This window comes from Rhodanobacter sp. C03, from assembly GCF_002001175.1.
Taxonomy (GTDB): domain Bacteria; phylum Pseudomonadota; class Gammaproteobacteria; order Xanthomonadales; family Rhodanobacteraceae; genus Rhodanobacter.
In genome coordinates, this window is record NZ_MUNT01000006.1 from 162,680 (window position 1) to 185,377 (window position 22,698).

General features: G+C 64.7%; 18 protein-coding genes. 6 read left to right on the forward strand and 12 right to left on the reverse strand.

Annotation, left to right across the window (positions count from 1 at the left end):
* Positions 1-11: 11 nt before the first annotated feature.
* Complete coding sequence (locus B0E48_RS09015) at positions 12-665, forward strand: hypothetical protein (protein ID WP_077517808.1); 654 nt, start codon at positions 12-14, stop codon at positions 663-665.
* Positions 666-847: 182 nt separating this feature from the next.
* Here B0E48_RS09015 and B0E48_RS09020 read toward each other — a convergent pair whose 3' ends face one another.
* Positions 848-2,620 (reverse strand): ABC transporter transmembrane domain-containing protein, encoded by a 1,773-nt coding sequence (locus tag B0E48_RS09020; RefSeq protein ID WP_077517809.1) that lies wholly within the window; start codon positions 2,618-2,620, stop codon positions 848-850.
* 288 nt (positions 2,621-2,908) lie between these two features.
* The gene (locus B0E48_RS09025) at positions 2,909-3,505 is read right to left on the reverse strand and encodes a YigZ family protein (RefSeq protein ID WP_077517810.1); all 597 of its coding nucleotides are present in this window, start codon (positions 3,503-3,505) and stop codon (positions 2,909-2,911) included.
* Positions 3,506-3,602: 97 nt separating this feature from the next.
* Between B0E48_RS09025 and B0E48_RS09030 the strand changes: the two genes are divergently transcribed.
* Positions 3,603-4,076: a DUF1456 family protein gene (locus tag B0E48_RS09030; RefSeq protein WP_077517811.1), complete on the forward strand. Its 474-nt coding sequence runs from the start codon at positions 3,603-3,605 to the stop codon at positions 4,074-4,076.
* Between the two features lie 50 nt (positions 4,077-4,126).
* On the opposite strand, the gene B0E48_RS09035 is transcribed toward B0E48_RS09030, so the two are convergent.
* Positions 4,127-4,906 (reverse strand): DoxX family protein, encoded by a 780-nt coding sequence (locus B0E48_RS09035; RefSeq protein WP_077517812.1) that lies wholly within the window; start codon positions 4,904-4,906, stop codon positions 4,127-4,129.
* Positions 4,907-5,216: 310 nt separating this feature from the next.
* Here B0E48_RS09035 and B0E48_RS09040 point away from each other — a divergent pair, with 310 nt between their 5' ends.
* Entirely contained in the window at positions 5,217-6,101 is an 885-nt protein-coding gene (locus B0E48_RS09040; protein WP_077518364.1) for an EamA family transporter, read from the forward strand.
* Between the two features lie 15 nt (positions 6,102-6,116).
* Here B0E48_RS09040 and B0E48_RS09045 read toward each other — a convergent pair whose 3' ends face one another.
* The 3 genes from B0E48_RS09045 to B0E48_RS09055 form a co-directional block, all read right to left on the reverse strand.
* Entirely contained in the window at positions 6,117-9,545 is a 3,429-nt protein-coding gene (locus B0E48_RS09045) for a glycosyltransferase (protein ID WP_077517813.1), read from the reverse strand.
* Positions 9,546-9,776: 231 nt separating this feature from the next.
* Complete coding sequence (locus B0E48_RS09050; protein ID WP_139350221.1) at positions 9,777-10,409, reverse strand: hypothetical protein; 633 nt, start codon at positions 10,407-10,409, stop codon at positions 9,777-9,779.
* 23 nt (positions 10,410-10,432) lie between these two features.
* A complete protein-coding gene (locus B0E48_RS09055; RefSeq protein ID WP_077517815.1) occupies positions 10,433-11,866 on the reverse strand; it encodes a phospholipase in 1,434 nt (477 codons plus the stop codon).
* A gap of 175 nt (positions 11,867-12,041) precedes the next feature.
* On the opposite strand from B0E48_RS09055, the gene B0E48_RS09060 reads away from it, so the two are divergent.
* Entirely contained in the window at positions 12,042-12,812 is a 771-nt protein-coding gene (locus B0E48_RS09060) for a YdcF family protein (RefSeq protein ID WP_077517816.1), read from the forward strand.
* Between the two features lie 30 nt (positions 12,813-12,842).
* On the opposite strand, the gene B0E48_RS09065 is transcribed toward B0E48_RS09060, so the two are convergent.
* On the reverse strand, positions 12,843-14,273 hold the full coding sequence (locus B0E48_RS09065; RefSeq protein ID WP_077518365.1) for an aldehyde dehydrogenase family protein: 1,431 nt from the start codon (positions 14,271-14,273) through the stop codon (positions 12,843-12,845).
* A 167-nt stretch (positions 14,274-14,440) separates the two neighbouring features.
* On the opposite strand from B0E48_RS09065, the gene B0E48_RS09070 reads away from it, so the two are divergent.
* Complete coding sequence (locus B0E48_RS09070; protein WP_077517817.1) at positions 14,441-15,211, forward strand: slipin family protein; 771 nt, start codon at positions 14,441-14,443, stop codon at positions 15,209-15,211.
* Between the two features lie 87 nt (positions 15,212-15,298).
* On the opposite strand, the gene B0E48_RS09075 is transcribed toward B0E48_RS09070, so the two are convergent.
* From B0E48_RS09075 to B0E48_RS09095, 5 genes are all read right to left on the reverse strand, one after another.
* Positions 15,299-16,066, reverse strand: a complete 768-nt coding sequence (locus B0E48_RS09075) for a hypothetical protein (protein ID WP_077517818.1) — start codon at positions 16,064-16,066, stop codon at positions 15,299-15,301.
* Positions 16,063-16,809: a hypothetical protein gene (locus tag B0E48_RS09080; protein WP_077517819.1), complete on the reverse strand. Its 747-nt coding sequence runs from the start codon at positions 16,807-16,809 to the stop codon at positions 16,063-16,065. The genes B0E48_RS09075 and B0E48_RS09080 overlap by 4 nt, the downstream gene beginning before the upstream one ends.
* On the reverse strand, positions 16,809-17,702 hold the full coding sequence (locus B0E48_RS09085; protein ID WP_077517820.1) for an ABC transporter ATP-binding protein: 894 nt from the start codon (positions 17,700-17,702) through the stop codon (positions 16,809-16,811). The genes B0E48_RS09080 and B0E48_RS09085 overlap by 1 nt, the downstream gene beginning before the upstream one ends.
* Positions 17,703-17,756: 54 nt before the next feature.
* A complete protein-coding gene (xseA, locus tag B0E48_RS09090; RefSeq protein ID WP_077517821.1) occupies positions 17,757-19,106 on the reverse strand; it encodes an exodeoxyribonuclease VII large subunit in 1,350 nt (449 codons plus the stop codon).
* 101 nt (positions 19,107-19,207) lie between these two features.
* On the reverse strand, positions 19,208-20,701 hold the full coding sequence (locus B0E48_RS09095; protein WP_077517822.1) for a phospholipase D-like domain-containing protein: 1,494 nt from the start codon (positions 20,699-20,701) through the stop codon (positions 19,208-19,210).
* 27 nt (positions 20,702-20,728) lie between these two features.
* On the opposite strand from B0E48_RS09095, the gene B0E48_RS09100 reads away from it, so the two are divergent.
* Complete coding sequence (locus B0E48_RS09100; protein WP_254423905.1) at positions 20,729-22,681, forward strand: acetyl-CoA hydrolase/transferase C-terminal domain-containing protein; 1,953 nt, start codon at positions 20,729-20,731, stop codon at positions 22,679-22,681.
* Positions 22,682-22,698: the final 17 nt, after the last annotated feature.

Here is a 22,698-nt window from a genome sequence, read left to right on the forward strand (position 1 = left end):
GGAGACCTGCCATGAATACCCGTTTGCATACAGCCATCGCCCTCGCTGCCTTGGGAGTGTCCGCTGCCGCGCTTTCCACCAAGGCGGATGCCTGCAGCATCACTGGCTACAGCTTCCCCAGTTCGATCCATTGGTCGTTGCCACATACCTTGTCGAGCAGTGCGGCGGCGTCGGTAGTCGAGGCTTCGGCGGCCGCCCAGGCCTCGCCAGCCTCCAATAGTGCCGCGGCAAGTGTCGTGAACCCGCTGCAATTTCTCGAGCCGATCACCGGCTTGTGGCAATTCACTTTCACGGCGAAGGGCAATAACAATCCCAAGATCCCGGACGGCGCTCCCATAGATGCGGGCTTTGTGACCTGGCACGCTGACGGCACCGAGATCATGAATTCCGGAAAGCCGCCGCCGAGCAGCAATTTCTGCATGGGTGTTTACCGGCACACCAGCGTCTATGGCTACAAGCTCAACCACTATGCGCTGGGCTGGGACAACAGCGGGACGGTCTTCTACGGGCCGGCCAATATCCGCGAACAGATTCAACTGGATCGCGGCGGCAACACCTACTCGGGCACCTTCTCGATCACTCAGTTTGCACAAGACGGCACGACGGTAATGCAATATGTCATCGGCACCGTCGCGGCGCAGCGCCTGACACCGGACACGAACTGACTGCGCGGGTCTTTATCCGCAGGATCAGTTTGGTCCGGCAGCAGGAACGGTGGCGAGGACGGCGAAAGGACATCGCCGTCCTCGCCTGATCGTGGAAATGCCGAGCCCGCCGCCTCCATCGCGAAGGTGTCACCGTGCATCAGGTAGCACCTCGGCCACGTCGGTAATCTGTTGATCGCCCCTCAAGCCACGAACTGCAACCGCGCCAGCTCTGCATACAAGCCACCCTCAGCCAGCAGACTTTCGTGCGTGCCTTGCGCCACGATGCGACCGCCGTCCATCACCACGATGCGGTCGGCGCGCTGCACGGTGGCGAGGCGGTGGGCGATGACCAAGGTAGTGCGGCCTTTCTCCAGTCGCTCCAGCGCCTGCTGGATCGCCGCTTCGGACTGCGCATCGAGTGACGAGGTGGCTTCGTCGAGCAGCAGCAGCGGTGCGTCGCGCAGGATCGCGCGGGCGATCGCGATGCGCTGGCGCTGGCCACCGGACAGGCGCACGCCGCGTTCGCCCAGTTCGGCGGCGTAGCCGTCGTTCAGTGCGCTGATGAAGTCGTGCGCTTCAGCTGCGCGTGCGGCTTCGCGTACTTCCTCGTCGCTGGCGTCCTGTCGGCCAAAGCGGATGTTGTCGGCCGCGCTGCCGGCGAAGATCACGGTTTCCTGTGGCACCAGTGCGATCGCGCCGCGCAGGTCGGACAGAGTCGCGGCACGCAGATCGATGCCGTCGATCTCGATGCGGCCGCTCTGTGGATCGTAGAAGCGCAGCAGCAACGCGAATACCGTGCTCTTGCCGGCACCGGACGGCCCGACCAGGGCGACGGTTTCGCCAGGCTTGATGTCCAGCGTGAAGTCGTGGAGTGCTGCAGTATCCGGTCGCGTCGGGTAGTGGAAGGTCACCGCATCGAAACGCAGCGCGCCATGCATCGGCTGCGGCAGCGTCGTCGGTTGTGCGGGGTCGACGATGTCGGCACGCTCACCGAGCAATTCACCGATGCGCTCCATCGCGCCGGCGGCACGCAGCACATCGCCCCAGACTTCGGACAATCCCGCTACCGAGCCGGCGGCGAAAATGGCATACAGCACGAACTGGCCCAGCACGCCGGGATCGAGCGTGCCGGCGAGTACGTGGCGGGCGCCGGCCCACAACACCAGGGTGATCGCGCCGAACACCAGCACGATTACCGACATGGTCAGCAGTGAACGCATGCCGATACGCCGCCGAGCCGTGGCCAGCGCGCGGATGATCGCACTGCCGTAGCGGGTGCTTTCGATGTCTTCGCGCGCATATGCCTTGACGGCGGTGGACGCGTTCAAGGTCTCGTTGGCAATCGCTGCCGCATCGGCCAGCCGATCCTGGCTTGCGCGCGACAGTTTCTGCACGCGACGACCGAACACCAGGATCGGCAGCATCACGGCCGGAATCACCAGCGCGGTCAGCCCTGCCAGCGACGGCGCGGTCCACACCATCGCCACCGCCGCGCCGAGCAGCATCACGGCGCTGCGCAACGCCACCGAGATGCCGGAGCTGATCAGCACCTGCACCACCTCGGTATCGGCACTGAGGCGCGAGAGCAGCTCGCCGACGCGGCTGCGCTCGAAGAAACTCACATCCAGCCGGATCACGTGCGCGTAGAGCGTCTTGCGCAACGACGCCAGCGCCCGTTCGCTCAACAGGGTGATGCAGAAGTAGCGCGCGGCGGTGGCAACGGCGAGTACCAGCGCGACGCCGAACATGGCGGCGAAGGTGCGGTTGATCACCGCGTAGCTGGAATGGCCGAAGCCCTGGTCGATGATGTGGCGAAACGCCATCGGCAGCACCAGCGAAGCACCGGACGACAGTGCGAGGAACAGCAGCCAGCCGATCGCCAGAGCACGGTGCGGTTTCAGGAAAGGCCAGAGCTGGCGCAAGGCGCCGAGGCGGCGGGCAGGGCGGGGCGTGTCGCTGGTGGCGTCGCTCATGAGCTCTCGCAGGATGGGTCGCAGAAGGTGCGTACAGCGGCACGCGGCTATTGAAGTGGGGTGGATCGTGGCTGATTCAATCCGCAGGCGGTGCCTTTTCAGCATTCAGCCAGCCCTTGCTGCACGCGGGAGCGCAGCAAGGGCGCGAACAAGTGCGGGAGCGACTTCAGTCGCGATGCTCTTGCTGGTCACCCAGAAAGCTATCGCGACTGAAGTCGCTCCCACAGGAAAAGCATCGCGCACAGAGCCTGCCCCGGACTCGATCTGGGGCAGCGCTCCTACGGGGGCTCAATCGAGGCGTCTCGTGGCGCTGCGGCCGCGGCTGATGTCGCTGACTCGCAACAGGGCTTCGGCCACGCGGTTTGCTGGCAGGCGCAGCTGAAACTCCACGCCATCGGCACCGAAAACCTCATGTTCGACTTCAGCCTGCAGTTCCTTCAGCCGCGCCTTGAGCAGGGCCAGCTCGGCAAAGTCGCAATGCACGCTGAGCCGCGCCATCGCCACGATCGGCACGCGTTCGGCGCGGCGCAGGCATTCGGCGGCCGTACCGCCATAGGCGCGTACCAGGCCGCCGGCGCCGAGCTTGATGCCACCATACCAGCGCGTCACCACCACCATCACCCGATCCATCGCCTGACCTTCGATCGCCTGCAGGATCGGCCGCCCGGCGGTGCCACCGGGTTCGCCGTCGTCGTTGAAACGGTAGTCCTGGTCGATGCGGTATGCCCAGCAGTTATGCGTGGCGGCCGGATCGCCCACTTCACGCAAAAAGGCCAGCGCCTGCGCACTCGACTCCACCGGGGCGGCCAGGGCAAGGAAACGGCTTTTGCGGATCTCTTCCTGATGCCGGCATAGGCCCGTCAGCGTGTGCAGCGATTCACTCATGCGACTTAGTTTCCCATGTCGCGCCGGGCTGTTGGCGGGTGCCCGGTTGACCGACGCGGTAGCATGGCGCCTTTCCAAGTGACTTGCCGGACCTGCCATGATCAACAACGACGTACTGCGCGCCATCCGCTACATGCTCGACCTCAGCGACGGCAAGGTGGTGGAGATCACCCATCTGGCGGACGCGAATTTCCCGATCGCGAAGGAAGATGTGCAGGCGTTCCTGAAGAAGGACGAGGAGCCGGGTTACGTCGAGTGCAGCAACAAGATGCTGGCGCATTTCCTCGACGGCCTGGTGTTTTACCGTCGTGGCCGCGACGAAAGCCTGCCGCCACGTCCGGTGGAAAAACGCGTCACCAACAACGTGGTGCTGAAGAAGCTGCGCGTGGCGTTCGAGCTGAAGGACGTGGACATGCACCAGATCCTCGAAAGTGCCGGTTTCCCGGTCTCCAAACCCGAACTCAGTGCGCTGTTCCGTCAGCCCGACCACAAGAATTTCAAGTTGTGCGGTGACCAGCTGCTACGGAATTTCCTGAAGGGGTTGACGATGCGGGTGCGCGGCAACGGCTGAGAGAAGAGAGTGCTGCGCCACTTCTGAATTGCCTGCTTGCGGCAACGGATTCAACGTCGAAGCTCAGGCGCCACCCGCGGGCGCAGCGAGTCCGCCACGACCCAGGCGGCACCGATCAGGGCGAGATTCAGGGCGTTCTCGCTCATGATCCAGTGGCTGGAGGGATTGGCCACCAGCATCGGCCCGTGCACCAGCACGGTGAAGGACGCATACATCGTGGTCAGCAGGATCGCGGCGAGGCGGGCCCGCACGCCCGTCAGGATCGCAAGGCCCGCCGCGATATGGCCAAGCCCGGTCGCATAAGCCCAGAACTCTTGCGAAGGCGGCAGCCAGTGGGGGACCAGTGGGGCGGTGAAGTTCATATAGACAAAATGCGCCCCGCCGAAGATCAACGCGCAAACCCCGAACGCCAGTTGGCCCAGGCGCGTGAGGCGTGCGGCCAGGGTCGCATTGATCCGGGCGTGGGCGGCGTAGACGATCAAGCCACCCGCCGCGATCGCGAGCTGCTCGGCGATGCTTTCATACGTACCGTATTCGGTGTAATGGGCGAGTACCACGCGGCCGTTCATCAGGATGACGACGATGAGCGTGTAGTAGGCGGTGAGCGCCGCAGCGCCCCAGGCCACGGTTCGACGCCATTCGACGGCTGCGCCCGCGATGAGCATGAACGCCGCAACGACATAGGCCAGGGTGGTGCGGTCGGGAAAGTCCTTGGGCACCGGCTGCCCGGTGTCGAAGGTACCCCACGCCAGGCAGAGGATGCCCAACGCCATCACGCCCAGGCCATAGATGCGCCAGCCGAAGGAAATCGTCGTTTTTTCTGCGGTCATGACTCTCCACCTTCAAGCGTGAACGCGAGGCCAGTGTGCCGTGTGCACTAGAAGCCTGTTCGAGAGACTATTCAAATTCGTGCTTTGGGATGTTCGCTTTGGGTGGCGGATACAACGAGCTTGCTAAGCGATAGGCCTGAGCGCAAGTCTCGTGGGGTTGAGTCTAGACATCCATGCATCATCTCGCGAGTCGTGCCGCCATTGCTGCCACGCGCTGTCAGCAATGACGACGACGAGACGGCCTGCATGGTGGGTTTTGGCCGGCTCTGCGGGCATCATGGGTGCACTGTTCTCCCCCGCGGCTGCGCTCATGTCATCACGTACCACCGTTGCTCCGCTCGCGCTCGCGGTCGGCATGCTGTTGGTCAGCATGGTCTCGTACCAATGCGGCGCGTCGCTGGCCAAGCACCTGTTCCCACAGGTCGGCGCGCAGGGCGCTACCGCTTATCGGCTGGGATTCAGCGCGCTGATCCTGCTGCTGTGGCGACGGCCCTGGCGTTGGTCCGGTAGCCGGCGCGACTGGCGCGCGCTGTGGGGTTATGGCCTCTCGATGGGTGCAATGAACCTGGTGTTCTATATGTCGCTGCGCACGATCCCGCTGGGCATCGCGGTGGCGTTGGAGTTCACCGGGCCGCTGGCGCTGGCGCTGTTCGGTTCGCGTCGGCTGCTCGACTTCATCTGGATCGCGCTGGTGGTGGCCGGACTGGCCCTGTTGCTGCCGCTGCGCGGGCAGATGCAGGCGCTCGATCCGGTCGGCGTGATCTATGCGCTGGCTGCCGGCGTGGGTTGGGCGTTGTACATCGTGCTGGGAAAGAAGGCGGGCGCGGCCTACGGTGCCGATGCGGTGACGCTGGGCACCTCGATCGGTGCGTTGCTGGCGATCCCGTTCGGGATCGCGCATGCCGGCAGCGCACTGCTGTCGCCGGCGCTGTTGCCGTATGCGCTGGGCGTGGCGGTGCTCAGCTCGGCGCTGCCGTATTCGCTGGAGATGGTCGCGCTTACGCGGTTGCCGGCGCGCACGTTCAGCACCTTGTTGAGCGTGGAGCCGGCGATCGCGGCGGTGGCCGGCGTGGCATTGCTGGGCGAACAGCTCAGCCTGCTGCAGTGGCTGGCCATCGTGACGATCATTGTGGCGGCGGCGGGTACCGCCTTGAGCGTGCGTCGGCCTGTGCTGACCGAGCCACTGGCGAACTAGACTCAGGGACGTCGCTCACGACTTCAACTCATCGCTGGTGTTCACCGTCGCCTTGCGCTCCTGCTTGCCCCAGCCAACCGAAGGCCCGCGGATAGCCGTCCAGACGGAACGAACCACCACGTAGTACATCAGCTGGCGGTAGCCGAAACGCTGCAGCACCAGCCACCACATCAGGCTCCACTTCTCCTTCTTCTCCATCGCGAAGGCGAGTGCGGCGGCGCCGAGATCGACTGCCATGAAGGCGGCGTAAAAGATCAGCATCTTGATCAGGTTTTCGTCGTTGAACTGACCGCGGTGCTGCAGGTAGTCCAGGCCGGTGGCGATGATCTGCCAGACCAATACCAGATCGACCAGCGGCGATACCACCGAGAACACGATCTGGAACAGCCACACCTGCGGCAGGGCGACCATGCCGAGTGCGCCATAGCGTGGGCGGAAGATCGCATCGTGATGTTTCCACAGGCATTGCAGGGTGCCGTAGGACCAGCGGAAGCGCTGACGGGCGAGTCCGCCGGCGGTATCCGGCGCCTCGGTCCAGGCGATCGCCTCGCTGTCGAACAAGGTGTGGTAGCCAGCCTTCTGCACGGCGAGAGTGAGGTCCTGATCCTCGGCCAGCGTGTCGGCAGGGAAGCCGCCGAGTTGCTCCAGCACCTCGCGCCGCCATGCGCCGACGGCGCCTGGCACCACGGTGATTGCGCCCAGCGCAGCCAGCGCGCGGCGCTCCAGGTTCTGTGCGGTGATGTATTCCAGCGCCTGCCACAGGGTGATCAGGTTGACCCGGTTGCCGACCTTGGCGTTGCCGGCGACGGCGCCGACTTTCGGATCGGTGAACCAGCGCACCAGCCGTGGAATCGTGTCCGGCTCGAACTGGGTATCGGCATCCAGCGCCACCACCACCGCACCGTTCGATTCGTGCAGCGCGGTGTTGACCGCGTGCGCCTTGCCGCCGTTCGGGATGGTGATGAGCCGCACGCGCGGTTCGTGCGCGTAATGCTCGCCGACCACCGTCGAAGTGGCGTCGGTGGAACCGTCGTCGACGACGACGATCTCCAGGTTGCGATAGCGGCTCCGCAGGATGTGGCGGATCGAGCTGGCGATCACTTTTTCCTCGTTGTAGGCGGGAATCAGCACCGAGACCAGCGGTGGATCATCGCCGAGCACAGGCAAGCTGCGTCGCCGCTCGCGCGCCTGGTTCCACAGGGCAAGTCCGCCGAGCAGCAACAGGCGTGCGACGCCCAGCGAGATCGCCGCAATCAAGAGCCAGCGGATGAAATGACCGAATACGCCCAGGGCAAGGAAGACCGAGCGGTCGGCCCAGCGCGACAGCGAGCCGGGCGGCAATGGCGGCATCGTCTGGTCGCGGGTGAGGCCGGCCAGGGTCGACACGGTGACGAAGTCGTAACCCTGCGCGCGCAGGCCGTCGATGATGCGCGGTAGCGCCGCCACCGTCTGCGAGCGTTCGCCGCCGCTGTCATGCAGCAACACCACCTGGCCCTTGCGGTCCGGATTGGTGGTGGCGATCTGGGTCAGCACATTGTTGACGATCTGGTCGGTGCCGGGTCGCTGCCAGTCCTCCGAATCGATGTGCAGGCCGACCGAGAGGTAGCCCATCTTCTGCGCGATCTCGATCGGCACCAGCTCGTCGGCGGTGGTCGGTTCGGCATCGCCGAAGTAGGGCGCGCGGAACAGCCGCATCGAGTGGCCGGTCAGCGCTTCGAACAGTCGCTGGGTGGCATTGAGTTCCAGTGCCACGATGCTGGGTGGGCTGTCACCCAGGTTGGGGTGGGTGAAGGTGTGGTTGCCGACGTCGTGACCTTCGTTGACTTCACGCTGCACCAGTTTCGGCGACATCTCGGCGTTCGCGCCGATGATGAAGAACGTCGCCGGCACATGTTTGGCCTTGAGGATGTCGAGGATCTGCGGCGTCCACTCCGGATCGGGGCCGTCGTCGAAGGTCAGCGCGATCTTGTGCGGCAAGGTGCCGGCGCGCTGGATCACATAGGAACTGGGCAGGCTGGTATAGCTCTCGTCGTCGATGCTGCCGTCATCCTTGTCCAGCTCGATGGTGCGTGCGCCCGGTGAAGGCAGGGCGGCGATTTCGAGCACCTCGCCCGGGCCCTCGAAGTCGATGTCTTCGCCTGCGCCGATCGTGCGCAATTGCTGCGGTGCCGGTGCGCCGTAGTTGCGGCCCATCACCGACCAGATCGATGGATCCTCCGAACCCAGCCGCCACAGCGCGTAGCCGTAGGGCTTGTAGTCGTCGGCGGCGTGGATCTGGTTGTACGCGGTGACCGCGTCGAGGAACCATGCCTGATGCGCGGTGCCGTCGTCCTCGCTGTAGGAGAACCGCGGGTTTTGCTTGTCGGGGTCGAATGTGATGTTGGCCTGCGCATCGGTGGCACGATCCATCGCGTCCTGGAAGGTGAGCGTCTCGGCGGTCTGGCCATGCGCCCAGTCGTAGCCGTAGCTGCCGATCGCCACGATGGTCTGGTCCGGGTCGAGTACCTTCATGCGCTTGTCGAGCGTGCGCTCGAACCAGTCCTGGCTGGCGATGCTGCCCGGATCCTTGCCGGCCCAGTGCTCGTCGTAGGCCATCAGCAGTTCGAAGTCGACGATGTCGGCGTAGCCCTTGTAATCCCACGAGGCATCGTCGAACGGCACGGTCAGCACGATGCCCCATCCGTGCGGGTCGAACGCGTCGTTGAGCTCATTGAGGAAGGCCTTGAGGTTCTTCTGCGCGCTCTCGGGCACTTCCTCAAAGTCCACCGTCACGCCCTGGAAATGATTCGCGTCGACGAACGCGACGATCTGCGCGATGCGTGCCTGGCGCAGCGCGGGATCCGCCAGCATGCGCGTCAGGCCCTCGCCGTCCCACTTGCTGTCCACGGCGTTCTGCAACAAAGGCAGGATCGGCGTGGTGGGTTTCTGCGTGCGGATCAGGTTCAGCGCCTTGGCGTCGACGCTGGTATGCAGCGCCATGTCCGCACCGCTCACGCTCATCCAGGTGGGGATCACCCAGTCCAGCGTGGGCAGCGCACGCTTCAGCGACGGATAGCTGGTGTCGTCCCAGTTGACGTAGAAGCCGATCGCCAGCGGCCGGTCGGCCGGCTTGTCCAGCGACAGGGGCGGCGGCGTGCGTGCCGCATTGCCCTTGCCGGCATGCGTGCGCGGCGGATGCAGCAGCTTCTGTCGGGCGCGTACCTCGGCGGCCAGCTTGGCGGCCGGTTTCAGCAGTTCCGGATCAGCCGCCTTCACCCCGCTCAGCCCATGCCGGGCCTTGCCTTGTCCGCCAAGGTGAATGCCGCTCATGCTCGGCCCGACGAACAGGCTGATCGCGCAGACCACCACGAACAGCGTGCTGACCACGCCGGCAAGCAGCGCCAGCCGCGAGACATGGCTGGCGCGTCGGCCGGTGGGGTCGAAGAAGATCGGTTTCTTTTGCATGCCTTGACCGGGTCGACAAACGCTGCAGATCGCCTGTTGGCGAAGATCCCTGGACTACGTTGGCGCAGGTGTGCTGCCAGGAATGCGTAGTATCGCTGATCCGCATGCCTTTCCATGCGCTGGCTCTGCTGAGCCGGTCAGTCTGCGTTGTCGCACGGTTTGCGCATCGTGACAGCCGCGAAGCATGCAGTGGTCTGCCGCATCACCTGTGCGGCGCCTGCAACCAAAGCTTCATTCGCCCTGATAGACCCACACCGTGTCTTCGCTGCCCGTGCTGAGGATGCGGCCGTTGCGCCGAATCAGATGTTCGATCGATTGGCTGCGCGAGAGCGTCATGTTACCCAGTCGCATGGCGCTGCTGATTTCGACGGTTGCCGATTTGTGATTGGGTGTCAGCGTGATGGACTTGATCTCGAAGTCGAAGTCCGGTTCCAGCATGCCGCCGGTTCGTTCGCTGAGCAGCTTGAGCCGATGCATGGCCTTGGTCCATGTCGCGCATGCGGCAGCTTTGCCATGCGTTTTCTGCGGCGTGCTGTCCGACCCGCGCACGGTTACGCTGGCCGTATAGCTGTCGTCCATGGCGGTGCAGATCGGTTCGGCATCGAACTGGCCGAGTGCGTCGATCTGGGCCTGGTAGCTTGCGCGGATCGAGGCATCGGTCATCCTGCGACTGAAGTCGAAGTACCACACCGCGGCGGCGATCACGAGCACAAGCAGAATCACTTTCGTCATCATTTCTTCCCTGATTCGAGTCGTCGATTTCCTTGCTGGCCGGCTTCCGATGATCTGAACTTCGGGGCGGCGGATGGACGGTATCGTAACTTCTTGCGAGCAGGAGGCGCCAGCACAAACACGCGTATTCACTCCTGTGGACGTGTCGACAAGCGTCAGCCGATCACGGTGCCCACCACCGGCTGGCTGAAATCCTCCGGGGCCAGGTTTTGAGTCAGCCGAAAGACGCCTTCGTGGAGCTTGCGCGGCAGTACCACGTCGAGCACGGTGGTCTGGTGCGGGCCGAGCATGCCGAACAGGTCATCGCTGGCCGCGCTTTTCGCCAGCGCATGATGGACCAGGCCGTCGAGGTCGGCGGGTTGCACGCAGGCACCGTAGGGCCGATGGCTGGGGACGGCGTTGCGCAGTGTCTTGCGGGTGTTGCCGGGATCGGCGACGCGGGCATCGCCGGCGAGCAGGGCGTAGTTGAGGAACAGCGACACCGTCGTACGACTTTTCGAGTTGGCCTGACGGTCGAGCATGAAGTCGTCGGGCATCAGGTCGGGGCTGGCTGGCGTTCCGGCGGTGAGCAGATAGCCGGCGCCGGCGAGCGGCTCGCCGGCCTCGTCGGTGAGTCGCACGATCAGCAGGCTGCGCGGATCGTGGATGTGTACGCGCGGGCCGAACAAGCCGGGATCCAGTTCCACCTTGTCCGCGTCGCGCTGGACGTTCTCACGATCGAAGGCATTGCACAGGTTGCCGTAGTCGGCGGCGCTGCGCACCTGCAGGCAACGCAGGATCGCGTCGATCGTGGTGGCTGCGGCGCTTTGCAGGATGCCGTGCGCACTGCCCGAATGGGCAGCATCGGCGATCAGCTTGAACGCGCAGCGTGGCCCCTGCTGCTGGTTGAGCGCCAGCGTATCCGCCGTGCCGCCGGCGTTCGGTATCGCCAGCACGGCATGCCGCGCGTTGAGATTGGCGGCGGCGATGCGTACCACGCCGTCGGAGCCATCCTCGCCGGTGTAGCTGTTGAGGTGGTCGTAGAGCGAACGATCCGGACGGTCACCGGCGAGCACGAACAGATAGTGGCCGCTGGCCGTGGGGTCGGCGCCGTGGATGTGATCGAGGTTGAGCGAGAGCGATTCGGTGCTGCCCAGCTCCAGCCAGTCGAGGATGCGCTGGCCGGGTTGCACGCCATCGAACCACGACTTGAGCCGGCCCAGGACGCCCTTGCCGAGTTGCGCCAGCGCCGAGCCGAAGTTCGCCGGCGCCAGCATCACCAGATGGCTGAGCTTGATCGTGCTGGTGCTGCCGGGCTTGTCGCGTTGTGCGCGCAGCCATTCGCGTACCACCGGCCCGCCGGTGGAGTGGGTAATGCAGGCGAAGCTGGCGTCGAGCAGGTGCAGGTCGCGCAGCGCGTGATCGAACGCGCGCACCAGGTCGGGCATGGTCACGGCATCGTCGAAGCTGACGTACTCGGACAGCCACACGTCGGCCAGGGTCAACGGCAGGCCTGCCGCAGCGGCGCGCAGCTGCAGTTGCTGTGGCATCTGGCCGTAGGTTGAGGTGTTGCTGACACTCCAGCCGTGAACGAACACCAGCGTGGTCATGGCTCAACTCCGCGAGGCGGGACCTGCGCATGATGCAGGATCATGCCGCGGCGAAATACTGGCCCATCGGAATAGGCCTGAGCATGTAAGCGCCGCGCCGGCGCCCCGTGTGCCTGCGTGCGGCTGACATGTCGGCTGCGTTACGCTGCAGATTGTTTCCACGGAACCTGTCGTCATGACGTTGATCGTACTTGTGCTGCTGTTGCTGCTGGCGTTCATGGCCAGCTGGCGCAAGCGGTGTTGGCTGGCACGCAGTCTTGTCGTGCTGGCCCTGCTGCTGTTTCTGGCGATGGGCTGCGGCCTGTTGCCGCGCTGGCTGCTGTCCCGGCTGGAAGCGCCATACGCGCTGCAGCCTGCGCTGCAATGGGCACCCAACAATGCGATCGTGCTGCTGACCGGTGACGCCCTGCACGTTCCGGGCAGCGCGGTCGAACCCAGTCTCGGCGCCTACGGCCGGATCACGCAGGCGGCCATGCTGTACAACGACTGCAAGCACGCCGGCATGGGTTGCAAGTTGCTGGTCAGCGGTGGCGATCCTTCGCATCTGGGCACGTCGCTGGCGGCTTCCTATGGCGCGGTGTTGCGCCGGCTCGGCGTGCCGGCGGAGGATCTGATCCTCGAATCGCGCAGCAACACCACCTGGCAGAACGCGCAATTCAGTCGTCCACTGCTGGACGCCCTCGGGGTGCAGCGGATCTGGCTGGTGAGCTCGGCATACCACCTGCAGCGCAGCCTGCTGTACTTCGCGCATTTCGGCATCAGCGTCACGCCGGTGCGCGGGGATTATCTGAAAGCAGAGTTCAGCGCCTGGCCGAGCTGGTCGAATCTCAGCCTGGGCGAAGTCGCCTCGCATGAGTACGTGGGCATCGCCCGCTATCACGTCTACAACGCGATGGGCTGGAATGCGCCGCAGATGCCGCCGCTGGTGCTGGCGCCGGCGCGCTAGTTAGTCGACGTTAGCGTTCGCGCTTCGCGATCAGGCCACGCGCATCACCATCAAACGGACTTCGGTCATGTCCTCGATCGCGTAGCGCACGCCCTCGCGACCGAGACCGGACAATTTGACGCCGCCGTACGGCATGTTGTCGACGCGGAAGCTGGGGATGTCGTTGACGATCACGCCGCCTTGTTCCAGCTCGTTCCACGCGCGCATCGCGTGGTCGAGGCTGTCGGTGAAGATGCCAGCCTGCAAGCCGTAGTCGGAATCGTTGACCAGCGCGATCGCGTCGCTGAACTGCTTGAACGGGGCGAGCAGGGCGAATGGGCCGAACGCTTCCATGCGATTGGCCTTGGCATCGCTTGGCACGTTTTCCATCAAGGTCGCATCCAGCATGTTGCCGTTGCGCTTGCCGCCGCACAGGATCTTGCCGCCGGCCTGCTGCGCTTCAACGATCCAGCCGTGCAGGCGTTCGGCAGCGGCTTCGTCGATCATCGGGCCGAGGAAGACATCCTTCTGTTTCGGATCGCCAGCCTTGAGCTTCTTCGTGGCCGCGACGAGTTTCTTCTTCAGCGCGTCATAGACGTCGGCATGCGCGTAGATGCGTTGCACGCCGATGCAGCTCTGGCCGGACTGGTAGAACGCGCCGAAGATCAGCCGTTCGACCACGCGGTCGAGGTGCGCGCCCTGATCCGCATCGACGATGCAGGGGGCATTGCCGCCGAGTTCCAGTACAACCTTCTTGCGACCGGCGCGCGCTTTCAACTCCCAGCCGACCTGGCCGCCGGTGAACGAGAGCAGCTTGAAGCGCTCGTCCTCGACCAACGGGCCGGCATGCTTGCCGTCCAGCGTGAGGATCGAGAACGCGCCTTTCGGCAAGTCGGTCTCGGCCAGCACTTCGCCGATGATCAGCGCGCCGATCGGTGTCTTCTCCGACGGTTTCAGCACGAACGGACAGCCCGCGGCGATCGCCGGCGCCACCTTGTGTGCGACCAGGTTCAGCGGAAAGTTGAACGGAGTGATGAACGACACCGGCCCCAGCGGTACGCGTTTGGTATAGCCGTGATAGCCATCCAGACGCGAGGCCAGTTCCAGGTTCAGCGTCTCGCCGTTGCTGCGCACGGCTTCCTCGGCGGCGATCCGGAACGTCTCGATCAGCCGGGTTACTTCACCAGCGGCATCCTTGATCGGCTTGCCGGCCTCGATACATAGCGCCTCGGCCAGCTCGTCGCGGCGTTCGGCGAAACGCTGCGCGCAATGCTGCAGCACGGCTTGCCGCGCCCATGGCTTGAATTCACGCATCGGTGTGGCGGCCTTCACGGCGGCGGCGATCGCCTTTTCGGTGGCCTTCGCATCCGGCACCGCCACCTGCGTGGCGAGCTTGCCGCTGTACTTGTCCAGCACATCCAGCATGACCTTGGACGTCTGCGGCTGGTTGGCGAGGTAGTAGGGATAGGTTTTCTTGAGCATCGTCATGACCATCGAAAAGCAGGTTGCCGGACAGCATAGACGGGCGGCATGTTCAGCATTCGTGACAAGCTGTCGTGCAGGATTCCGCGTGGAAAATAAGGGTGCTGCATGACGCAGACACGCGCGTACACTGATGACCTCGGCTCGATCCACTCTGGGTGATTTCCATGCCTCTATTCGGTTTCATTGTCGTAGTGATTTTTCTCGGCCTCAGTGGCCTGCGTGTGCTGCAGCAGTATCAGCGCGGCCTGGTGTTCCGGCTGGGTCGCTACAGCGCTACCCGCGAGCCGGGCCTGACCTGGATCATCCCCGTGATCGAACGGATGCAGGTAGTCGACGTGCGCGTGATGACCCAGGACATCGAACCGCAGGAAACCATGACCAATGACAACGTGCCGGTGAAGGTGCGTGCGGTGGTCTGGTACAAGGTGATCAACCCGGAGCGGGCGATCGTGCAGGTGGCGAATTTCGAGGACGCAGTGCGCCAGACCGCGCTGACCAGCCTGCGCAGCGTGATGGGCCAGCATTCGCTGGACGAGTTGCTGAAGGAACAGGAGAAGCTGTCCAGCATGCTCGGCGAGATCATCGACAAGGTCACCGAGCCGTGGGGCGTCGAAGTCGATCGCGTGCAGATCAAGGATGTGGAGATCCCGCAGTCCATGCAGCGCGCAATGGCGCAGGAAGCCGAAGCACACCGCGAGAAGCGTGCCCGCATCATCAAGGCTGAAGCCGAACACGATGCTGCGCTGAAGCTCACCGAAGCGGCCGCCAAGATGGCGCACATGCCGATGGCGATGGAACTGCGCCGGATGCAGATGCTGACCGAGGTCGGTGCGGAACAGAACACGATGACCATCGTGATGATGCCATCGGAGTTCGTCAGCGCAGCCAGTGCCTTGGTGCGTCTGGCCGACAAGGCGACGGGCGGCAGCGATTGAGCGGATGAATTCAGGTAATTCCTGAACTTTCCGGAGCATCTTTGGCATTTGCGCGTGTTCTGCACGCTTCGTGCGGCACATGCATCGCTACGAATAATCCCGGCGCTTGGTGATTTGAACCGCCAGGAAGATCAACATGCCTGCGATCGCCATCATTGAAACCAGTAGCGCCCAAGGCGGCGCCCCCACCAGCTGTGCGGTATGCGCATCGAAATACGGCATCGCCAATCCGGACATGATGTGGTGAATATTCAACGGATACCGGTTCAACGGAGGAAAGAGCACCGTAATGGGATAGAAGATCATGAAAACAAATGAAACCGCCAGCGCCGTATATTCGCTACGGAACAACGTCGCCGACAGAAAGGCCACGGCGAAGAACACCGCACCACCGACGAACCACAACAAGCCGAAGCGTGCCATCTGCTCCAAGGGATACGACACGTGTGCCAGCTGCGAGCACGCGGTCAGCAATAGCAGAGGCAGCACCGACAGCACCGCGATCTGTCCCAAGCCGAGCAACGCCTGCATCCATACCAGCCGCGCACGGTCCACAGGCAGCGCCAGGGTGAATCCCACGGTCCGGTGCAAGCGTTCGCGCTGCAGGCCACCCAGCGCAAGCACCATGGTCATGATGGTGAACAGGCCGCGTGCCGGGCCGCCGTAGACCAGCCGGTAGATGTAAGCGACATAGGAGTCGCCGACAAACGGTCCGTTTGGCACGAGTACCTTCATCAGGCTGGCGCGGCACAACACGCCAAACACGCAGATGGCTGCCAGCAGCGTGGCGCTCAGCAGAAACCGTCCCCGGCTCTCGCGCCAGGCCTTGAGCAGCAATGGCGTCACGACGCTCATGAAAAGTCCCGTTGCGCGGTGATACTGCCGGCCGCCCCCACCAGGCACAGCGCCACCAGCGTGTACAGGCCCAACGACAGCCAGGGCAGCGGAACAGCGAAGGCGGCCAGCGACGTCTCGCCATGGACGGTCGAAAGCTGCGCGCCGTGTATGGTCTCAAGCAAATCGAACGCGGAATGGCCCTGAAACGGCGGCAGCTTGGCGAGGACCGAGCATACGATCAACCCGGCTACGGAGGCGATTGCTGGCGAGTAAGCCCCCGGCAAAACGACTGAAAAGAAAAACGTCAGTGCAAAAATCACCATGCCACAGGCCGCCCACAACACGCTGAATTGCAAGGCACGCACGAACGGAAAGGATTCTCCAAAAAAGGGCGACAGTAACGGGATCAATAGCGCGGGCAGCAGCGCCAAGATCGCAACTTGCACGAATCCCATGGTCGCCCTGGCGTAGGTCAGCTGCCACCGGCTCACCGGCAGCGACAGCGTGAAGCCCACCGTGCCCTGAGCGCGTTCCTGCAGCACGCCGCCGAGCCCGAGCACGATCACGAGCAGGATGTACATGTCCAGGACATTGGCCTTGTAAACCGCGCTCCAGATGTAGTGCGCGTAACTCAGCGGCTCATCGGCATGGGCGCGCACTTGCTGTTGCAGCAACACCACGGCACCGCACATCCACAACAGAGCCACGGCACTGATGGCGAAGCGGATCCAGCTCTCCCACCACATCTTGTACCAGAGCATCAGGGCGCTTCCCTGACGATGTCGAGAAAGACATCGCGCAGATTCACTGGTGTCACCTGCACGATGGCATCGAGCGAGCGCGCATGGGCCACGATGCCTTCGATATTGGAGCTGGCGAGTACCCAGGCCTGGCGTCCCCTGATACGAGTCCGCTCGACGCCGGCAAGATCGAGCGCCGGCACCGGGCCCTGTGCAGCGAATTCCATGTTGATGTTGCGGTAATTGTTCAGCAGGTCGCCGAGCAGGGTGTTCATGACCAGCTGTCCGTGATCGATCATCAGCACCCGGTCGGCAATCCGCTCCACCTCACTCAATTGATGCGAGGAAAAGAAGACGCTGGTACCGGCGGCACGCACCTCCTGCAAGGTCTGCAGCAGCTCTTCGGTGGACACCGGATCGAGTCCTTCCGAAGGCTCATCGAGAATGAGGAGTTCGGGCCGCCTCGCCAGCGCCAGCAGCAGCGCCAACTTGGTGCGCATGCCCTTGGAAAGGGCCTTGACCTTGCGACCGAGCGGCAATTGGTACTCCCGGAGCAGGCGCGCCTCGATTTGCGACTGCCAGTCCGGATAGAAAGAGCGGGTAAAACGAATGAGGTCGGCGACGGTCATGTAGCCGTACAAACCTTTGTCTTCGCCCACGTACGCGATGCGCCGACGAATCTCCAGACTCTGTGCGGGATCGGTGATGTCGTATCCCAGCACCCGGCCGACACCGGCGGTAGGGCGAATCATGCCAAGCAGCATCTTGATCGTGGTGCTCTTGCCGGCGCCGTTGCGCCCGAGGAATCCCGTGATGCAATGGCGCTCCACCGTCAGGCTCAGGTCACACACCGCCTCGACAGTGCCGTAGCGCCTGCTGAGGCCGTGAGTTTCAATGACCAGTTCGTGAGTCATGTGTGCCGAAGTCCGCCAAAGTGTGATCGTCCACTGACGCCATCCCCACGCCGGTTACTTGCCAAGCACCTGCAGACTGAGTTCGCCATCGCTCACGCGGGCATTGACGGTATCGCCTTCGCTGACAGCGACGACAGAGCGCACGACCTGTCCCGCCTCGTCAAACAGGATCGCGTAGCCACGCTCCAGCGTGGCCAGCGGACTCACCGCGTGCAGCGCGTGGCCGGCATGACGCAGGCCGGTCTGCCGGCGTTCGAGGATGTGCGCGATCGCGCGACGCAGGCGCTGATCCTGTTCGGCCAGCCGGCGCGCCAGCAACGGTAGCTGTGCGCGCGGATGCTGGGTCAGCAGGCGTGCATGCAGCCGTTCCAGCCGGGTATGCCTGAGCTGGCTCTGTTCGCGCAGCACGACGCCGAGGCGGTGTTGCAGGTGCTGCAGTCGTTCGCGATCGTGCGCCAGTCGCGCTTGCGGTCGCTGCGTCTGCAACCGAACCAGCAGGTGGTCAACTCGTTGCGCCTGCGCCTGCAGCTGACGTTGCTGCAGGGTGACCAGGCGCTGTTGCAGTTGCTGCAGATGCCGGTCGACCGCGACCGCATCGGGCACCAGCAATTCAGCCGCCGCCGAGGGCGTGGGCGCGCGCAGGTCGGCGACGAAGTCGGCGATGCTGAAGTCGATCTCGTGGCCGACCGCGGAAACCACCGGTACCGCGCTGGCGTGGATCGCCCGCGCAACAGCCTCGTCGTTGAACGCCCACAGGTCTTCCAGCGAGCCACCACCGCGGGTCAGCAGCAGCACATCGTAACGACCGCTGGCCGAGGCCTTGCGCAGCATGCTCACGATGGCCGGCGGCGCTTCGCGGCCCTGCACCGGCACCGGCAATACTTCGACATCAGCCAGCGGCCAGCGTCGGCCCAGCACGCTCAGTACGTCACGTACGGCAGCGCCGGTGGCCGAGGTGATCACGGCGATGCGCCGGGCGTACCGGGGCAGGGCGCGTTTGCGCGTGGGCTCGAACAAGCCTTCGGCATCGAGTCGCGCCTTGAGCTGTTCGAACTCGCGTTGCAGCGCGCCTTCGCCGGCCGGCTCCATGTATTCGGCAACCAGCTGGAATTCGCCGCGCGGTTCGTACAGGCCGACCTTGGCGCGCAACAGCACCTGCATGCCATCGGCTGTACGAAAGCGCAGTGCAGCGGCTTTCGGCTTGAACATCGCACAGCGCACCTGGGCGCCGCTGTCCTTCAGGGTGAAGTACAGATGCCCCGACGCCGGCTTGGCCACGTTCGACAGTTCGCCTTCGATCCACACCTGCGGAAACACATCGCCCAGCAGGTCGCGCACCAGCCGGTTGAGCGAGCTGGGGGTCAGGATGTGGCGTGGCGTGGTGTCGTCGGACGGCGCTGGCATAAGGGCAACGAGCCTAGCATGGCCAAAGTATCAAGTCGTGAGAAAACATCCGCTTGACGTCAAAAGCGCAGGAAACGCATCAAGCTATGGAATGGCGACGATCAGTCGTCGGCTGCTTCGTTCAGTGCGTGCCAGCGTCGCTTGCGCAAACGCCAGCCGCGAATGCCCAGGTTCAGCGCGAACCAGCCGGCCAGCACGCCGAACGGCCAGCCGATCCACGCCGGCCACAGAATCGCGATGACCGCCAGCGCGGCCAGCGTCAGGGTGCCGATGAGCAGCGGGCCGCTGGAGTTGTCGTCGAGTACGCGTCGATTGGTCAGGGCAGCACCCACGCTGTTGGCAATGCGCAGGGCGCCGGCGGCGGCGCGGCCGGAACTGCCGCCACCATGGCGCACCCGCGTCGGTCGCGTTGCGCTGCTGCGCACCTGCTCGCTGCTGCCATGACGGCGGCGACGGGTGGCAAGCACGATCTCGGTGGCGTTGGCCAGATCCTTTTCATATTGCGCGGCGAGCTGGCCGGCGAAACCGGCATCCTCGACCGCCACGTCGAGCTCCTGGTTGCCGAGCCAGCTGGCGATGTTGAGGTTGGACGAACCGACCCGCGCCCATTGCCCATCGGCGACCGCGGTCTTGGCGTGCAGCATCGAGCCGTTCCACTCGAACACGCGGATGCCGGCCTTCAACAACGGCCGATAACCCGAGCGCGACATGCTCGCCACGGCCGGAATGTCGCTGCTGCCGGGCACCAGCAAGCGCACGTCGACACCATCGCGCGCGGCGGCGAGCAGCGCCTGCACATACGGCGCCAGACCGACGAAGTAGGCATCGGTGAGCCATAGCGTCTTGCGCGCCATCGAGGCGATCAGCTGATCGAGCCGATACATGCCGGCGGTCGCCGGCTGGGTGGCGATCAAGCGCAAGCAGACGTCGCCTGCGGGTGCGGCAGGTTCCGCAACAGGCGGCAGTGGTGCCAGCGGCGCACCGGTCTCGCTCCAGCTTTGCGCAAACGCCGCTTCCAGTTCCGCCACCGCTGGACCGCGCAGCGCCACGCCGGTGTCGCGCCAGGGCGGTACATCGTGTTTGGGATCGCCCAGCCATTTCGCACTGATGCACACGCCGGACAGAAAGCCGAGTACGCCGTCGACCACCAGCAGCTTGCGGTGGTCGCGGCTGATCCAGCCGAACGGCTGGCCCAGCTGCGGCGGATTGAAGATGCGGACTTGACCACCAGCTGCCCGCAGCGGTGTCCACAAGGCGTTGCGCGACTGGCCGAAGCAGCCTACCCAGTCGACCACCACCGCGACGAACACACCGGCTTGTGCACGCTCGACCAGCGCATCGCGGAACGCGCGGCCGACCTCGTCGTCGCGGACGATGTAGTTCTCCAGCAGTACGCGCTGTTGCGCGCCGCGGATTGCCGCCAGCCACGCTTCGTAATGCGCGGCCGCGTCGATCAGCAGTTCCACGGCGTTGCCGCCGAGCAGCGGTGCACCGGCGGTGCGGCTGAGCGCCTGCTCGGCCAGCAGGCGGTTGGGCGTGTCGGTGATGACTGGCATGGGTCGAGTGTAGGTGATGGTCTGTCGGCTCACCGTCATTGCGGGCCTTCTGGCATGATCTGGCGCATGCCGATCGAGCACCGCTACAGCGACATCGAGGCCTGTGCGCAATACCTCGCCGACGAGCTGGGTCCGGATCTGCGCATTGCCGCGCCGTTGGGGCTGGGCAAGCCGCATGGACTGCTCAATGCGCTGTATCGACGCACCGCGAGCGACCCGACCCGCTCGTTGCGCCTGTACACCGCGCTGTCGCTGACCCGGCCGCAGCCGGCGCCGGGATTGGAGCAGCGTTTCCTCGGGCCGTTCCTGGAACGGCATTTCGGTGCCGACCAAGTCGATCCGCAATACGCGCTGGACCAGGTGCGCGGCACGTTGCCGTCGAATGTCGAGGTGCACGAGTTCTATCTGCAGTCCGGCGCGCTGCTGCATTCGGACAGCGCCCAGCGCAACTACATCAGCCAGAACTACACCCATGTCGCGCGTGATCTGGCAGTGCAGGACATCAACCTGCTGGTGCAGCTGGTGGCGCGCCGCGAGGGACCGGACGGCGTGCATTACAGCCTGTCGTGCAACCCGGACCTCACCCTGGATTTCCTCAGCCAGGTGCTGGCTGCGGGTCGGCAGCGGCCGCTGTGCGTGGCGGTGGTGCATCCGGACCTGCCATACATCGGCGGCGATGCCGAGGTGGCCGCAGCGTATTTCGACGTGGAGTTGCGCCCGGAAACATTGCCACGGCTGTTTGCGCTGCCGCGGTTGCCGGTCGACCTCACTGAATATGCGTTGGGCCTGCATGCCAGTGCGCTGGTCAGGGATGGTGGCTGCCTGCAGATCGGCATCGGCGCGTTGTCCGATGCCCTGGTCAAGGCACTGCTGATGCGCCAGCAGGACAACACGCAATGGCGGCGTGCCTTGGTGGCGCTGGACCCGACCGGCGCCACCCACGCACTGGCTGGCCGGTTGGGTGGCCTGGCGCCGCTCCAGAGCGGCCTGTATGGCGCCAGCGAGATGGTGATGGACGGTTTCATGCACCTGCAGCGCGGCGGCATTCTCAAGCGGCGCAGCTGGGACAGCCTCGCACTGGAACGTGCTTCCGCCAGCGGCCGGCTGAGTCCGGCCACACCAGGCGGCCACTATCTGCGCGGCGCGTTCTTCCTCGGTTCGCGAGACCTGTACGAGTGGCTCGATGCCACCGAAGCGGCCGACCCGGATGCGATCGACATGTGCGCGGTCTCCAACGTCAACCAGCTCTATGGGGATCACCAGGCGCTGGCGGTGCTGCAGCGGCGCGGCGCGCGTTTCTTCAACACCTGCATGATGGCGACCCTGCTTGGTGCGGCGGTGTCCGACACGCTGGACGATGGTGCGGTCGTCAGCGGCGTCGGCGGCCAGTACAACTTCGTCGCGATGGCGCATGAACTGCCGGATGGCCGCTCGGCGTTGCTGCTGCGCTCGACCCGCAGCAGTCGTGGCGGGATCGAGAGCAATATCCGCTGGAACTACGGCCAGACCACGATCCCGCGGCATCTGCGCGACCTCGTCATCACCGAGTACGGTGTGGCCGACCTGCGCGGCAAGAGCGACAGCGAGTGCGTCGAGGCCATGCTGTCGATCAGCGATGCGCGTTTTCTCGATGCGTTGTGCGCGGAAGCGAAATCGCACGGAAAGCTCGCGGCGGATTTCCGGATACCCGAGGCCTGGCGCCGGCATCGCCCGCGCCCTCTGCACGAGGCACTGGCGCCGTTCCGGCAAAAGGGCCTGTTGCCACAGTTTCCGTTCGGCAGCGATTTCAGCGAGGTCGAGCAGCGCCTGCTGCCTGCACTGACCTGGCTGAAGTCGGCGCAGGGCAGCTGGCGCGGCAAGTGGCAGTTGCTGCGCAGGCTGCTGAATCCCGGCAAGCCGGTAGTCGAAGAGCCGGCAGCGCTGGCACGGATGAAACTCGAACAGCCGCATGGCCTGACCGAGCGGATCGAACAACGGCTGCTGCAGGCGGCATTGCGCCGAACCGCCTCGCCGGACTGAGTCCGACGTGTGTGGAA

Excerpts from the sequence above, each read along its gene's own strand:
- B0E48_RS09015 (WP_077517808.1), top strand. The coding sequence starts at position 12 with ATGAATACCCGTTTGCATACAGCCATCGCCCTCGCTGCCTTGGGAGTG.
- B0E48_RS09020 (WP_077517809.1), bottom strand. The coding sequence starts at position 2,620 with ATGAGCGACGCCACCAGCGACACGCCCCGCCCTGCCCGCCGCCTCGGC.
- B0E48_RS09070 (WP_077517817.1), top strand. The coding sequence starts at position 14,441 with ATGCCTCTATTCGGTTTCATTGTCGTAGTGATTTTTCTCGGCCTCAGT.
- B0E48_RS09065 (WP_077518365.1), bottom strand. The coding sequence starts at position 14,273 with ATGCTCAAGAAAACCTATCCCTACTACCTCGCCAACCAGCCGCAGACG.
- B0E48_RS09100 (WP_254423905.1), top strand. The coding sequence starts at position 20,729 with ATGCCGATCGAGCACCGCTACAGCGACATCGAGGCCTGTGCGCAATAC.
- B0E48_RS09040 (WP_077518364.1), top strand. The coding sequence starts at position 5,217 with ATGTCATCACGTACCACCGTTGCTCCGCTCGCGCTCGCGGTCGGCATG.
- B0E48_RS09025 (WP_077517810.1), bottom strand. The coding sequence starts at position 3,505 with ATGAGTGAATCGCTGCACACGCTGACGGGCCTATGCCGGCATCAGGAA.
- xseA (WP_077517821.1), bottom strand. The coding sequence starts at position 19,106 with ATGCCAGCGCCGTCCGACGACACCACGCCACGCCACATCCTGACCCCC.
- B0E48_RS09085 (WP_077517820.1), bottom strand. The coding sequence starts at position 17,702 with ATGACTCACGAACTGGTCATTGAAACTCACGGCCTCAGCAGGCGCTAC.
- B0E48_RS09095 (WP_077517822.1), bottom strand. The coding sequence starts at position 20,701 with ATGACGGTGAGCCGACAGACCATCACCTACACTCGACCCATGCCAGTC.
- B0E48_RS09055 (WP_077517815.1), bottom strand. The coding sequence starts at position 11,866 with ATGACCACGCTGGTGTTCGTTCACGGCTGGAGTGTCAGCAACACCTCA.
- B0E48_RS09045 (WP_077517813.1), bottom strand. The coding sequence starts at position 9,545 with ATGCAAAAGAAACCGATCTTCTTCGACCCCACCGGCCGACGCGCCAGC.
- B0E48_RS09030 (WP_077517811.1), top strand. The coding sequence starts at position 3,603 with ATGATCAACAACGACGTACTGCGCGCCATCCGCTACATGCTCGACCTC.
- B0E48_RS09075 (WP_077517818.1), bottom strand. The coding sequence starts at position 16,066 with ATGAGCGTCGTGACGCCATTGCTGCTCAAGGCCTGGCGCGAGAGCCGG.
- B0E48_RS09060 (WP_077517816.1), top strand. The coding sequence starts at position 12,042 with ATGACGTTGATCGTACTTGTGCTGCTGTTGCTGCTGGCGTTCATGGCC.
- B0E48_RS09080 (WP_077517819.1), bottom strand. The coding sequence starts at position 16,809 with ATGCTCTGGTACAAGATGTGGTGGGAGAGCTGGATCCGCTTCGCCATC.
- B0E48_RS09035 (WP_077517812.1), bottom strand. The coding sequence starts at position 4,906 with ATGACCGCAGAAAAAACGACGATTTCCTTCGGCTGGCGCATCTATGGC.